General features: G+C 53.7%; 13 protein-coding genes. 6 read left to right on the forward strand and 7 right to left on the reverse strand.

The window, feature by feature from the left end:
* The first annotated feature begins 12 nt into the window (after positions 1-12).
* A complete protein-coding gene (locus ACUVOF_RS06065) occupies positions 13-870 on the forward strand; it encodes a universal stress protein (RefSeq protein ID WP_447043487.1) in 858 nt (285 codons plus the stop codon).
* Positions 871-1,075: 205 nt separating this feature from the next.
* Positions 1,076-2,239, forward strand: coding sequence for a cyclopropane fatty acyl phospholipid synthase (gene cfa, locus ACUVOF_RS06070; RefSeq protein WP_447043488.1), 1,164 nt, complete (start codon positions 1,076-1,078; stop codon positions 2,237-2,239).
* Here cfa and ACUVOF_RS06075 read toward each other — a convergent pair.
* From ACUVOF_RS06075 to crcB (ACUVOF_RS06085), 3 genes are read right to left on the reverse strand one after another with little or no spacing between them, the layout of a single operon-like run.
* Entirely contained in the window at positions 2,236-3,198 is a 963-nt protein-coding gene (locus ACUVOF_RS06075; RefSeq protein WP_447043489.1) for an arsenic resistance protein, read from the reverse strand. The two genes, cfa and ACUVOF_RS06075, sit on opposite strands and share 4 nt — an antisense overlap.
* A 53-nt stretch (positions 3,199-3,251) precedes the next feature.
* Positions 3,252-3,638: a fluoride efflux transporter CrcB gene (gene crcB, locus ACUVOF_RS06080; protein ID WP_447043490.1), complete on the reverse strand. Its 387-nt coding sequence runs from the start codon at positions 3,636-3,638 to the stop codon at positions 3,252-3,254.
* Positions 3,635-4,036 (reverse strand): fluoride efflux transporter CrcB, encoded by a 402-nt coding sequence (crcB, locus tag ACUVOF_RS06085; RefSeq protein WP_447043790.1) that lies wholly within the window; start codon positions 4,034-4,036, stop codon positions 3,635-3,637. The genes crcB (ACUVOF_RS06080) and crcB (ACUVOF_RS06085) overlap by 4 nt, the downstream gene beginning before the upstream one ends.
* A 166-nt stretch (positions 4,037-4,202) precedes the next feature.
* On the opposite strand from crcB (ACUVOF_RS06085), the gene ACUVOF_RS06090 reads away from it, so the two are divergent.
* Positions 4,203-5,057: a universal stress protein gene (locus ACUVOF_RS06090; protein ID WP_447043491.1), complete on the forward strand. Its 855-nt coding sequence runs from the start codon at positions 4,203-4,205 to the stop codon at positions 5,055-5,057.
* A gap of 34 nt (positions 5,058-5,091) precedes the next feature.
* On the opposite strand, the gene ACUVOF_RS06095 is transcribed toward ACUVOF_RS06090, so the two are convergent.
* Together ACUVOF_RS06095 and ACUVOF_RS06100 are read right to left on the reverse strand one after the other, a co-directional pair.
* Entirely contained in the window at positions 5,092-6,288 is a 1,197-nt protein-coding gene (locus ACUVOF_RS06095) for an MFS transporter (protein WP_447043492.1), read from the reverse strand.
* Positions 6,289-6,412: 124 nt separating this feature from the next.
* Complete coding sequence (locus tag ACUVOF_RS06100) at positions 6,413-8,104, reverse strand: 2-isopropylmalate synthase (protein WP_447043493.1); 1,692 nt, start codon at positions 8,102-8,104, stop codon at positions 6,413-6,415.
* A gap of 228 nt (positions 8,105-8,332) precedes the next feature.
* On the opposite strand from ACUVOF_RS06100, the gene ACUVOF_RS06105 reads away from it, so the two are divergent.
* Entirely contained in the window at positions 8,333-8,818 is a 486-nt protein-coding gene (locus ACUVOF_RS06105; RefSeq protein WP_113269158.1) for an Lrp/AsnC family transcriptional regulator, read from the forward strand.
* A 72-nt stretch (positions 8,819-8,890) separates the two neighbouring features.
* Complete coding sequence (locus ACUVOF_RS06110) at positions 8,891-9,247, forward strand: RidA family protein (RefSeq protein ID WP_447043494.1); 357 nt, start codon at positions 8,891-8,893, stop codon at positions 9,245-9,247.
* An 18-nt stretch (positions 9,248-9,265) separates the two neighbouring features.
* Here the strand turns inward: ACUVOF_RS06110 and ACUVOF_RS06115 are convergent, their stop codons facing one another.
* Together ACUVOF_RS06115 and ACUVOF_RS06120 are read right to left on the reverse strand one after the other, a co-directional pair.
* Entirely contained in the window at positions 9,266-10,129 is an 864-nt protein-coding gene (locus tag ACUVOF_RS06115; RefSeq protein WP_113269160.1) for a MurR/RpiR family transcriptional regulator, read from the reverse strand.
* Positions 10,130-10,433: 304 nt separating this feature from the next.
* Positions 10,434-11,789, reverse strand: a complete 1,356-nt coding sequence (locus tag ACUVOF_RS06120; RefSeq protein WP_447043495.1) for an aldehyde dehydrogenase family protein — start codon at positions 11,787-11,789, stop codon at positions 10,434-10,436.
* Between the two features lie 180 nt (positions 11,790-11,969).
* Here ACUVOF_RS06120 and ACUVOF_RS06125 point away from each other — a divergent pair, with 180 nt between their 5' ends.
* Positions 11,970-13,142, forward strand: coding sequence for a GNAT family N-acetyltransferase (locus ACUVOF_RS06125; RefSeq protein ID WP_447043496.1), 1,173 nt, complete (start codon positions 11,970-11,972; stop codon positions 13,140-13,142).
* The last annotated feature ends 170 nt before the right edge of the window (positions 13,143-13,312 follow it).

A 13,312-nucleotide genomic window follows, 5' to 3' on the forward strand; every position in this document is an offset into this window, starting at 1 on the left:
AAGGAGCACAACATGACAGATCAGGTATTAGCCGCTATTGACGGCTCCCAGTTTTCCGAAGGCGTCTGCGATTATGCCGCCTGGGCAAGCTTGGCCATGGATGCACCGTTAACCTTTGTGCATGTGGTCGACAATCATTCCGACGCCCCTGAAGAGCAGAATCTTTCCGGCAATCTGCACTTCGGTGCCCGCGAAAGGCTGATGAAAGAGCTTTCTGAGCTTGATGAGCAACGCGCGAAGGTAAATCGCGAGCAGGGCAAGCTAATGTTGGAAGCTGCCAAAGCACGGGCGATAGAAGATGGGGTCAGCGATCCCATCACTCGCCAGCGCAACGGTACCCTGGTTGAAACGTTAGTAGAGCTTGAAAAAGACGTACGCTTGCTGGTGGTGGGTAAGCGCGGTGAAACCGCCCACCAGGCGAGCGGCCATCTTGGCTCTAACCTTGAGCGGGTGGTGCGTGAAATGCACCGCCCGATCCTGATGGTGCCGAAAACCTTTAAGCGTCCTGAAAAAATATTAATGGCTTTTGATGGCAGTAAAACCGCCCGTAAAGGTGTGGAAATGCTGGCCCGTTCACCGCTCTTCGCAGGCACCGAGTGCCATGTGCTGATCGTGGGTGCGGAAACGGCGGAACGCCGCTCCGAGCTTGAATGGGCCTTAAGTACGTTGCGCGAAGCGGGCCACCAAGCAGAAGGCGCTATTCGTGCTGGCGAGGTGGACGAGGCTCTACAAGGTTATGAAAAAGAGTACAGCATTGACCTGCTGGTGATGGGCGCCTATGGGCATTCCCGTATTCGTCATCTGCTAGTAGGTAGCACCACAACGGCCATGCTACGTGGTAGCCGCATACCGGTATTAATTCTGCGCTAAGGCTCACTAAGCAGTAGCGCATAACCGTTTAGCTCGCATTGCTTATTTCCCCGCAGCCGGCCCTCATTTCTTGAGTGTGTCGGCTTTTTTGTATTTAATCAGCGTTAAGTTAGCTTATTTAACTAAGCTAATATTGCAATGCGCTTCTATGCTGATAGTCAGGTTATTTCCAATCACTACACTGGGAAAATGCGGGGAGCCTGCCTTGAATATGCCTATCCTAGAGAGAACTGTCCCTATTGGGTTCGATGAAGCCTCTCCTTCCCACCGTTTTGTCGTCGAGTTGCTGGCCCAAGCCGATATTCAGCTGGATGGTCGTCGCCCTTGGGACATACAGCTAAAAGCACCCGGCGTTATCGATAGCGCCCTTTCGCGAGGTAATCTTGGGCTTGGCGAAAGTTATATGAAAGGGGATTGGGATGCTGAGCGGCTTGACGAGCTTTTTTACCGATTAATGCGTGCCCAGCTCGGGCAGCGTATTAAGCCTACCCAGCTAATGTATCACTCGCTACGTTCACGCCTGCTGAACCGTCAAACAGTTAAGCGTGCATGGGAAGTGGGCGAAAAGCATTACGATCTTGGTAACGATTTCTACGCCGCTATGCTTGATCAGCGCATGACGTATACCTGCGGCTACTGGAAAGACGCCAAGACCCTCGACGAAGCCCAGGAAGCCAAGCTTGATTTGATTTGTCGTAAGCTTGAGCTAAAACCCGGCATGCGGGTGCTGGATATCGGCTGTGGCTGGGGTAGCTTTATGGCCTATGCCGCCGAGCATTACGGTGTTGAATGCGTAGGCCTTACTATCTCAAAAGAGCAAGCAGAGTTCGGTCAGCGGCTGATCAAGAAAGGCTTGCCAGTTGAGTTCCGTTTGCAGGATTACCGACATGAAAATGAGCGATTTGATCGCATTGTCAGTATCGGCATGTTTGAGCATGTGGGGCATAAAAACTATCGCGAGTTCATGACCGTTGCAAACCGCTGCTTAAAAGATGACGGGCTTTTTTTGTTACATACCATTGGCAAAAATTTGAGTAATACGGTCACCGATCCGTGGATTGATAAGTACATTTTTCCCAATGGTGAACTGCCTACACTAGGAAAAGTCACTGACGCTGCTGAAGCGCTTTTTGTTGTGGAAGATGTGCATAATTTTGGGGCTGATTACGACCGTACTCTAATGGCTTGGCATCAAAATTTTGAGGCTCACTGGCCAACGTTTAAAGCCCAGTATGGTGAAGAGTTTTATCGCATGTGGCGCTACTACTTATTATGCTGCGCCGGTGCCTTTCGGGCCAGGGAAATCCATCTCTGGCAGTTCGTGATGAGCAAGCAAGGTGTGCTTGGGGGGTATTCCCGCGTTAGTTAGCCAGCTCGCTCTGGCAATAGCTTGTTAGGCACCCAGCGTAAGAAAGCCACCATGCCAAATAGCTCTACCAGCGATTGGAATACAATGACCATCACCGCAGGCTGCCATGCACTGGGTAGCGTCAGCGCGATAGGCAACATGACAAAGGAGTTGCGTGTGCTGAAGCTAAAGGCCAGGGTTCTCGCGCTAGTGGTGGGTAATGCAAACAGCTTGCCCAGCCCTTTGCCCAGCAGCGCAGCGAAGATTAAAAAGCCGATAAAAATGAAAACGACCTGAGCCAGTACTTCGCTAAGTCCAAATACTGCGTTGACCTGAGAGGCGGCAATTATAAACACCACTAACGCCAATAGCGGCACTGGCAGTAGCCCCAGATAGGTAACGTTGCGTTTAAGCACACGGTGGCGTTGGGCAAGGTGCTCGGTCAGCCAGGCGAGCGCTAATGGCGTAAGAATAAGGCCCGTAAACGCACTCAGCAGTTCTTTAGAAAATGTTAGCTGAAACCACTCACTGCCTAAAAACAGCCACAGATAAACGGGTAGTGCGACCATTTGCACCAGCAACAATAAGGGTGTGGCAGCAACGGCCCTGGCACTATCGCCTTTGCCTAAGTGCGTGAAGGTGATAAACCAATCGGTACAGGGCACCAACAGTACTAGCAGAACGCCTGCCAGTACGGCGGGAGATAGCGGTAACCACACAACGAAAAGCGCTAAAAAGGTCGGAATAGCAATAAAGTTACCCACCATCAGCGCTGTCATGAAGCGCTTATCTTTAATGCTTGTCGCAATACGCAGCAGAGGAATCTGGGTGAAGGTGGCGTAAAGCAGCAATGCTAATAAAGACCATACTGCCTGTTCCAGCAGCTCAGCAAATTCCGGCGCGCCAGTGCCTAAGGCTAACCCCAAGCCAATGAATATCAGGTAGAGCCAAGACTGATACTTTTCCATCTGATCGCGCATGCTGAATAACCTGTAAGCTGGGTGGAGTAATGAATGAGGCCGTTTGGTACCGGCTAACGAGCCAGCGCCAGCCGCTCACCTATCACGGCAGCCATTAACCACAGGGGTAGGCTGACCAGTATATAGGTTAGCGCCAGCCCCACGTGGCCCAGTTGGAACAGATACAACGTTTCTAAGCTGAACAGCGAAAAAGTGGTAAACCCGCCGCAAAATCCGGCAACCAGTAGCGGTTGCAGACGCGCAAGCGGGCTGTGAGGGAAGCGCGAGAGGGTGGCAGCCAACCAGCCGATTAAACAAGAACCCAGTACATTGACGATGAGGGTTCCCCAAGGAAAATACCCCCCTAATGTCGCCTGGGATAATAGCGAAACGCCGTAACGTAGAACGCTGCCCACACCGCTACCGATACCCACCGCAAGGTACGCTTTCCAGGCACTCATAAGCTCGCCCCTGACAGCATCGTTCCTGACAATAGCCAACCAAGCGTCACCATGGCGAGTCCCAGAAGCAATGTGATGCCAATATTAATGCTGGCGCGCAACGTTTGGCCTTCCTGCCATAGTTCTATAGTTTGTAAGCTAAAAGAGGAAACGGTGGTGTAGCCGCCCAGCAAACCAGTCACTGTAAACAGCCATAAAGAGGAAGGAGCGCTGGCTATGCCTAGGCTGCCCAGTAGCCAGCCGGTGAGAAAGGCGCCGCTGGCGTTAACCGCCAGGGTTCCCCAGGGAAAGGCCCTGCCTAAATAGCGGGCGAGTAAATTTGATACCGCAAACCGTCCCATGCCGCCTATCGCGCCGCCTATTGCGACTAACAGTACGTTTATTAGGCCATACTCCATACCGTTACCCCAGGCGCCCATTTCAATAGGCCGCTAAGTGTAGCATGCAGTCATGCGAAGAATAGAAGTTGGATCAAGTACGTTTTTGGGTGTCACGTGTCAATGAGTTCGTGTAGAAAAGGAGGAGAATATAACAATAATGCACCCGCTCAAGGAGAGGTAACTCATGTCAGATCGCGTGTTGGCCGCTATCGATAGCTCTCAGTTTTCAGAAGGCGTTTGTGATTATGCGGCCTGGGCTGCTAAAGCGTTAAATGCTCCACTCAGCTTTATTCATACCGTGGATAACCATGCTCAGCTCGCCGAGCCCGACTTAACCGGAAATTTAGGATTAGGTACTCGGGAGCACCTATTGGAAAAACTCTCTGACATTGAAGAGCAGCACGCAAAAATTTCCCGTGAGCGAGGCCGCCTGCTGCTAAACGCCGCTAAAGAGCGGGCGATTAATGCTGGCATTGCTGACCCACAATGCTTACAGCGCAACGGCACCCTGGTGGAAACACTGGTCGAGAATGAAAAAGAAGTGCGCTTGCTGGTAGTGGGCAAGCGTGGGGAGAAGGCGCATCAGGCAAGCGGGCATTTGGGGGCCAACCTTGAGCGTGTGGTACGGGAAATGCGTCGGCCGATTCTTATGGTGCCTAAACAGTTTACGGCGCCGCACAACGTGATGATGGCGTTCGATGGCAGCAACACTGCGCGTAAAGGTGTGGAAATGCTGGCCAAAAGTCCTCTGTTTGAGGGCGCCACCTGCCACGTGGTGATTGTGGGCGCGGAAACGGCTGAAAACCGCTCTCAGTTAAACTGGGCACTGGAAACCTTACGCGAAGCCGGGCACACCGCCGAAGGGGCTACTCGCGCGGGCGAAGTGGAAGAGACGCTGCGAACCTATAAGCAGGAGCATAGTATTGATATGCTGGTAATGGGCGCCTATGGCCACTCCCGCATTCGTCACCTATTGGTTGGCAGCACTACCACGGCAATGCTACGTAAAGCCCAGTTGCCGGTATTGATTTTGCGCTGAGCCTCCCTGAGCGCTCATTTTCGTTGCTTGCTATTTACTGCTCGGCCGTGCTGTTGGCGGCTTCACGCAGCACGCGCTGGGCCAATAGCCAACCGGCAATGATAAACACCAACATGCCAAATAAAAGCGTATAAAAGGGCGCTCCTGCGCCAAGGGCTAACCCCAGTACCGCAGGCGCAATGCCGGTGGAGAACACCATGGAGGCGCTAAGTGCTGAGCGTACCTTGCCAAGATGCTCAGCCCCCCATAGTTTGATCAACAGGCCAGAGGCAATAAGTTCCTGGGCGCCCATGGCCAACCCGCCACCGACCATTAACCCCCAAATGCTGATATTGCCGCCGAAGGTTAACGCCATCACCATAGCGAAGGCGTAGGGCAGCAAGTAAAGGCGCGCTAGCTTCGCGGGCCCCCATTTATCGACCCAACGGCCGCCTAGTAACGCGCCCGGCAGCTTGGCGATCCCCATGCCGGTCAGCGCCAGTGCATAAACAGCCAGCGAGCTGTCGAGTGCTTCGGTTAGCTGCGCTTGATAAATAAACAGACCCGTCATGGTGATAGGCAAGGACATTAACAGAGGCAGCAACAACCAAAAGCGTTTATCACGAAAGGGGCGAGGGCCGTGGGGTGTTTGTTTGGTTGGTTTAACGCCCGGTGCACTGGGCCAGGGGGCTTTCATTAACAGCCACAGCCAGGGAAGTGCAATAGTGCCGCACAGCAGCCACCAAAAAGTTTGCCAACTGCTCCAGATAAGCGCCGCCGCCACTAACGGAGGGAGCAGCGCTTCGCCTAGTGGAATGCCTAGATTAGCCAGCCCAATGGCACGGCCGCGCATGGTGGAAAACTCACGAGCGGCGAGCGTATTGCCCAAGTGGGTCAACATACCCTGGCCGCATAGCCGCACTATGCCAAGGCCGACGATCCCCAGCCACCACCAGGGCGATAAGGTAAGCAGCACAACGCCGGTTAATAGCAGCGACAATATGATTGCTGCGAAACGCCGTGGGTTTATCCAATCAACAGATGGCCCAAAGCGCAGCATGCAGAATCCCGCTATCAGAGTAACCACAGCATAAGCGGTGCCAAACTGGCCGACACTAAGCCCCAGGTGGTCTGAAAGGGGGGCTTGAAAGAGGCCAATGAAATAACTCTGTCCTAGGCTTGAGCTAAACATTGCCAAAAAAGCGATACTGAGTACGCTGCGGTGATCGCGCAGCAGGGTGCGGTAGCCCATCGAATAGTCCCTTACGCGATCAAACAAATTAGTAGGGTAACGATTGTAGGCTAACTGGCGACGTAGATTAATCCCTCGCTAAGTAGGGCTACGCCGCCTCGCAGGCGTTGCATATTAGCGTCGGTTAAAGCGTTAGCTCGGCCTCTTGAGAACGCGATACCTTTGGGGTCGAATAAGCTGTGAGATTGATACCAGCAATTAATGCTTTCAGCGACGCGCTTACCGTGTCGCTGTCTTCAGCAACCGCGCAGAGCCGCTGGCCATCGATATTGAGCTGAACGAAGGCGATGGCATTTGCTTCACTGCTGGCACCCAGCGAATGCTCGCTGTAATCGATAATTCCTACACTGCTGCCTGAGTGGCGTTGCCACGCATCGGTAAACGCAGACATCGCGCCGTTGCCCTTGCCAGAAAGGCGCAGCGTTTCGTCACCCTGTTGTAGGGTGACTTCAATGCCTTCCTGCTTTCCTTTGGAGAGCCGGTAATCGATCAGCGATAAGGGCGCTTCCTGGGTGAAATTATCGAACATTACCTGGCGAATCATTTCGCTTGAAAGCTCACTGGCGCGCTTTTCGCTCTCTTGCTGCACGTAAGGCGCCAAGGCCAGCATCATCCAGCGCGGTAGATTAATGCCGTAATCGCGCTCAAGCAGGAAAGCCATGCCGCCTTTGCCAGACTGGCTATTGACGCGAATCACCGCCTGATAGTCACGCCCGATATCGTGGGGGTCAATGGGCAAATAAGCTACTTGCCACGGCTCGTCGGTCTTTTGATGCTTGAGCGATTTGCGAATTGCATCCTGGTGACTGCCTGAGAAGGCGGTGTAGACCATCTCGCCTACCCAGGGGTGGCGCGGATGCATAGCAATACCGGTGCACTCATTAACCACCTGAATAATTTCATCGGGGTTGGACAGATCAAGCTCGGGGTCGATGCCTTGGCTGTAGAGATTCATCGCCAATGTGACGATATCCATGTTGCCCGTGCGCTCGCCATTGCCCAGCAGGGTGCCTTCTACCCGCTCGGCACCGGCCAGCAGGGCGAGTTCAGCAGAAGCCACCGCACCACCACGATCGTTGTGCGTATGTACCGAGATAATCACACTGTCGCGGCGGCTGATATGCTGGCAGAAGTACTCAATCTGGTCGGCGTGATGGTGCGGCCCAGCCACTTCTACTGTGGTCGGCAGGTTGAGGATGCATCTGTTGTCCGGCGTTGGCTGCCACACATCCATCACCGCTTCACAGATCTCCAGCGAAAAATCTATCTCAGTGCTGGAAAAACTTTCCGGGGTGTACTCGAAACACCATTCGATCTCGGGGTATTGGTCGGCGTAGGTCTTGACCCAGGTCGCCCCCTGTACCGCAATATCAATAATGCCAGCACGATCCATCTCAAACACTCGCTCGCGCTGAATGGTAGAGGTGGAGTTATACAGGTGAACAATGGCGCGCTTGGCACCCACCAACGAGGCAAAGGTCTTCTCAATCAGGTGTTCACGGCACTGCACCAGTACGGCAATCGTGACGTCTTCGGGAATTTGGTCCTCTTCGATCAACCAGCGCACGAAGTCGTAGTCGGGTTGGCTGGCCGAGGGAAATCCGACCATCACTTCTTTAATGCCCACTTTTACGATCTGATGCCAGAAGCGCTGTTTTTGCTCAACGGTCATCGGCTCTAGTAACGCCTGGTTGCCGTCGCGTAGGTCTTCGCTCACCCAGATCGGGGCGCGATCAAGATCACGATCCGGCCATTGGCGATTAAAAGCGGGGACACGGGGCGCAAGGCGATATTTGCGATGATCGAAAGCAGGCATAGCGGTGTTCCTAAAGTAGAGGACTTCTTGAAAATAGGGGCTTCCAGAACATAGTGACGTTATGGATATCGGCTGCTTGTGGCGGCCGTATTGATAATTCGCTGCTTTTGGCAGTTCCACTAGTGTAAGGCGTTTGCTGCGCTAGGTTCTTGCGAAAATAGGGTTAGTGGCGCAATAATTGGCAGTTAATTTCTTTAATGGTTATTTTTTTGGCAGGAGCTGCTCGTTATGCCGGTATCACCACTGGTGCTGGACCGTTTTGATCGTCACATTTTGGATATAGTGCAGCAGGAGGGGAGGATCAGTAACCAAGAGTTGGCCGATCGAATCGGGCTTTCGCCTTCGCCCTGTTTACGCAGAGTACGTGCTTTGGAGGAGCACGGCTTAATAGTGCATTATCGCGCTGAGGTGGACGCCCGCCAACTGGGCTATCAGCTAATGGCACTGCTACATATTTCCATGGACCAACATACGCCGGAACGCTTCGATAATTTTGAGCGCCATATTCGTGAGATACCCAACGTTATCGAGTGCTTGATTATTACCGGCCAAGCGGCGGATTTTCAGCTCAAGATTTTGGTGCGCGATATGGACGACTATCAGCACCTGCTACTCCACGTGATTAACCGCATTGAAGGGGTGACGGGTGCGCACACCAGCTTTGTGCTGCGGCGGGTCTTTGAGCATCGCCCGGTGCCCACAGATCGGCTCTGATAAAGAAGCCATGGGCTGGGGTGAGCCAAGCGGTTTAGACTGACTTTTTTCAACCTGTTAGGAGTTCAGACTGTGACTATTCAGCGACACGATACAAAAGCCCGCATGAGCCGTGCGGTGATTCACCAGGGCGTTGCCTATCTGTGTGGCCAAGTGGCTGGCCCCGAGGCCCGCAATGGTGATATTACGGCCCAGACCGAAAGCATGCTGGCACGGGTAGATGCGTTGTTAACAGAGATTGGTTCAAGCCGTGAGCAATTGCTGAGCGCCACCATCTATCTTAAAGATGGCAGCGATGTTGCTGCGATGAACGAGGTGTGGGATGCCTGGGTACCGGAAGGCTATGCGCCGGCACGTACCTGTGTCTGTGCACCGATGCCCTCTGATGAGCTGAAAGTGGAGATTACCGTCACTACCGCCGTCAGCTAACGCTTCAGGCTTTACCGCTTACTTGCCGGGTTTTTCCACCGGAAAACGAGTGTCACGCAGGCTGTCTTTGATTTTCTTTAGGTGAGGGAGAAAGTCCTCACCGCGTCTCAAGGTCACGCCCGTGGCTAGCGCATCGATTAGCGTTAATTGAATCACCCGGGAGGTCATCGGCATATAGTGATCGGTGTCCTCGGGGGTGGCGACATCGAGAGTAGCGGTACATTCGTTCGCTAGGGGGGAGTTGGGTGCCGTAATGCCGAGTACCACGGCGCCTGCATCCCGTGCGAGACGGGCGATATCCACCAGCTCTCGCGTGCGACCGGTGTAGGAGATAATCACCACTACGTCCCCGGTATGGCAGGCGGCGGCCACCATGCGCTGCATTAGTACATCGATGTAGGCCATCACCGGTAGATTAAAACGGAAAAATTTATGTTGGGCATCCTGGGCTACCGCGCCGGATGCGCCCAAACCAAAAATGTGAATCTGCTTGGCCTGGGTGAGGTAGTCGACCATGCGCTCAATGGCGGCCATGTCGATTTCACGCTGAGCTTCATCAAGGGCGGCGATGGTGGCGCCAAAAATTTTGTGAGTATACTGAGTGGCGGAGTCGCCAGGCTCCACGGCGCGGGTGACGTAGGGTGTGCCGCCAGCTAAGCTCTGGGCGAGTTTGATTTTGAAATCCGGATAGCCTTTAGCACCAAAGTTACGGCAAAAACGGTTAACCGTAGGCTCACTTACGCTTGCCGCCTGAGCCAAGCTGGCAATGCTAAGGCTGGTGGCGACCGTAGGGTCTTCAAGAATTACATTGGCGACTTTACGCTCCGAGCGGTTGAGTTCTTCTAAACGTTCGCGTAAGCGGTCAAGTAAGTCATGAGCCATTAACGGCCTCCATGTGAGTAGTCGAAAGAAGCGGCTTCCATTCGGTGTGCCGTGCCACAAATGCGTCGGCAGGCAGCGGCCGCGCAGCCAATGGAGCTTAAATACGCCGCTTGGGCGGAGTTCTTGATGCCTTCTGCCACTACGTCGCAGCCCACGCTATGCGCCAGCTGAGTAATGGTATACACCAGCGAAGATTGACCCGTGTGGGGCTTGTATTTTCATTCCAAAGAAGAGAATTAATGAAATATAACATAAGGTTTGATTACCAATAGGTCATTAAATATCGGTTATTCGCCCTTAATCTTTAACCAAAACCCAGTAGTTTCATTAACCAGCGCCGGTAAGGCGGGTAAAGCACACGACTAGGTGAACGTTTAGATTGATAAAACACGCCGCGTAAATGGCTAAAACGCTCAAAGCCAGGGCGCCCATGGTAGGCACCCATGCCGCTCTCGCCGACGCCGCCGAAGGGCAGGTTCGGTACTGCGTGATGGAGAAGCGTGGCGTTAAAAACCAGCGCCCCTGAGCGAATCATTTGCAGCATCTGCTGCTGCAAGCCTTTATCGCGCGTAAAGGCATAAAGTACTAATGGGTGGGGCCGGGCATTCACATAGTTCAGTGCGGCCGGTATATCGCTAACACCGATGACTGGTAGGTAGCGACCAAAAATTTCTTCACGCATCACTTGCAAGCTCTGGTGGGGGTCGATAATCAGGGCGGGTGCGTGGGGGCCGTGATCAATGATTCTACAACCGTGGTTGCGGGCTTCCGCTAACATGCCATCTAGCCGCTGTTGGCGAGCCGCGTTAATTGCATGGGTGGCCGCGCGATCATCGGGTCGCTGACGCTGAATGGCATCGCTTAGCGCCTTGATCAAGGCGCTGATATGGCGGCTCTCTACCAGCACGTAGTCTGGAGCAATGCTGGTCTGCCCGCCGTTCATGCCTTTGCCAAAAATAATATCTGCTGCTGCTTTGCCGAAATCCGCATCGCCTGCCACGATCGCGGGCGACTTGCCGCCCAGTTCAAGTGTCGTAGGCGTCAAGTTCGCCGCAGCCGCTTGCACTACCTGGCGACCCACCTCGGTAGAGCCGGTGAACACTAAGTGATCGAACGGCAACTCGCTAAAGCGACGTGATACCTCGACATCGCCATCCACCACTTTGAATTCTTCGGGAGTGAAGTATTGCGGCACCAGCCGTTTAAGCAGGGCGCTGGTAGCTTGCGAGTGTTCGCTGGGCTTGAGCATCACTATATTACCCGCTGCAAATGCGTCGACCACTGGCATTAGCGCTAAGCTCCAGGGATAGTTCCAAGGTGACATTACGCCTACAACGCCCAGCGGTTGAGGCGCAATTCGGGCACGTGCAGGCAGTAGTCGCCACGGCATGCTGACTGCCCGAGGGCGCATCCAGCGCCATAGATGGAGTCTTGCGTGGCGAATAGCGTGCAGCACCGCACTGATTTCGGCCATACATATTTCTACGTCACTGCGCTGGCCAAAATCCGTTTGGATTGCCCGGATAATCTCAAGCCGATGATGCTTGGTCATACGCGCTAAGCGGGCTAATCGGTCACGTCGAATTGTTAGCGTCGGGTAGGGCATTTGATCGGCAGCTTGACGCTGCGCTTGGAAGTCACTCTTTAGATCGCGCTTCATGGCCTCTCCTTGTACGCCACTATCGGCGGGGTGATAAGCAGTACTGGTAAGAGCCGCAACTGCTTTTGGTTAGTGTAAAGTGGCAATGGTTATGTTTATTGCGCAAGCCCCGCAAAATTGCCTGAAGCCCACAAATTAGCCCCGCACATTCTTTTGGCCCAACATTCTCAGGAAGGTGCTATGTCGTTACACCCACTGTCGATCACTATTCTACCCACCATTGAAGCAGTAGCCGCAAGCCAGTGGGATTCGCTCGTCGATAAAGATCAGCCCTTTTTACGCCACGCTTTTTTACATGCGCTGGAGGCCAGTGGTTCCGTCAGTGTGACCACTGGTTGGGAGCCTTGTCACCTGAGTGTATGGCAGGAGGGGCAGCTAGTCGCGGCGTTGCCGATGTACCGTAAACATCACTCTTATGGTGAGTATGTGTTTGATTGGGGCTGGGCGGAAGCCTTAGAGCGGGCGGATGGTCGCTACTACCCCAAAGCGCTTAGTGCGGTGCCATTCACGCCAGTGCCCGGCGCGCGAACGCTGATCGCTGCGCAAGCGGATGCCACGGCAGTGCGTGCACTACTGGCCGATGCATGGCACGAACAGTGCGATAGCCAGGCCCTCTCAAGCTGGCATTTGTTGTTTGCCGATGAAGCGGACGTTAGCGCCTGGCAGGCCCAATGCCCCGAGCTTATCAGCCGTGAAGGGGTACAATTTCAATGGCGTGATCAAGGATTCGTTGATTTTGACGGCTTTCTGGCCAGCCTTACCTCAAAGCGGCGCAAAATGATTAAACGTGAGCGTCGCTTGGTGGCCGAGCAAGGTTTAAACGTATCTCGCCTGGAAGGCGATGCCATCACTTCTGCTGCAATGGCGCACTTTTATCGTTGTTATGCGATTACCTATCATGAGCGTGGTCGCCCACCTTATTTAAATCATGACTTCTTCGAACGCCTGCGCCAAACGATGCCGGAAGCGCTAGTGCTGGTACAAGCCTATGTTGAGGGTCGCCCGGTAGCGGCAGCGCTCTACTTTCGTGGCACTAGCACGCTATACGGGCGCTATTGGGGCAGTGAAGTCGTGGCTGATTGCCTCCACTTTGAGGCGTGTTATTACCAAGGCATTGAATACTGCCTGCAGCGTGGCTTAACGCTGTTTGATCCAGGCACCCAAGGCGAGCACAAGCTGGTACGCGGATTTGCACCTCAGCGAGTGCGCTCGCTGCACTATATTCGCCATCCCGGTCTTGCCGCTGGTGTCGCCCAGTTTTGTCATGAGGAGGGCGAGCATATTAGCGCCTACCGCGAGGCGGCCCATCAAGCGCTGCCATTTAAGCTGTCATTTAATCGGTCATTTAAATAAGGCGCGGCTCGCTGGTGTAATCCCTTAATGGCATAATGCGCGCCGATAAGTGTTCTGTATTGAATTAACTCAGCTTTCAGTACTCTGGTTTTCAGTACTCCGGTCTTCAGTAAACCAGTTTTCATTACGTCCAGCTTTTAATAATTTCAACCAAGGTTCCACAGGAGAGC

Source organism: Vreelandella sp. H-I2, assembly GCF_052959335.1.

What these genes read in the sequence shown, in the direction of transcription:
- ACUVOF_RS06065 (WP_447043487.1), top strand. Translation starts at nt 13, where the DNA reads ATGACAGATCAGGTATTAGCCGCTATTGACGGCTCCCAGTTTTCCGAA.
- ACUVOF_RS06075 (WP_447043489.1), bottom strand. Translation starts at nt 3,198, where the DNA reads ATGCGCGATCAGATGGAAAAGTATCAGTCTTGGCTCTACCTGATATTC.
- crcB (WP_447043490.1), bottom strand. Translation starts at nt 3,638, where the DNA reads ATGAGTGCCTGGAAAGCGTACCTTGCGGTGGGTATCGGTAGCGGTGTG.
- crcB (WP_447043790.1), bottom strand. Translation starts at nt 4,036, where the DNA reads ATGGAGTATGGCCTAATAAACGTACTGTTAGTCGCAATAGGCGGCGCG.
- ACUVOF_RS06090 (WP_447043491.1), top strand. Translation starts at nt 4,203, where the DNA reads ATGTCAGATCGCGTGTTGGCCGCTATCGATAGCTCTCAGTTTTCAGAA.
- ACUVOF_RS06095 (WP_447043492.1), bottom strand. Translation starts at nt 6,288, where the DNA reads ATGGGCTACCGCACCCTGCTGCGCGATCACCGCAGCGTACTCAGTATC.
- ACUVOF_RS06100 (WP_447043493.1), bottom strand. Translation starts at nt 8,104, where the DNA reads ATGCCTGCTTTCGATCATCGCAAATATCGCCTTGCGCCCCGTGTCCCC.
- ACUVOF_RS06105 (WP_113269158.1), top strand. Translation starts at nt 8,333, where the DNA reads ATGCCGGTATCACCACTGGTGCTGGACCGTTTTGATCGTCACATTTTG.
- ACUVOF_RS06115 (WP_113269160.1), bottom strand. Translation starts at nt 10,129, where the DNA reads ATGGCTCATGACTTACTTGACCGCTTACGCGAACGTTTAGAAGAACTC.
- ACUVOF_RS06120 (WP_447043495.1), bottom strand. Translation starts at nt 11,789, where the DNA reads ATGAAGCGCGATCTAAAGAGTGACTTCCAAGCGCAGCGTCAAGCTGCC.
- ACUVOF_RS06125 (WP_447043496.1), top strand. Translation starts at nt 11,970, where the DNA reads ATGTCGTTACACCCACTGTCGATCACTATTCTACCCACCATTGAAGCA.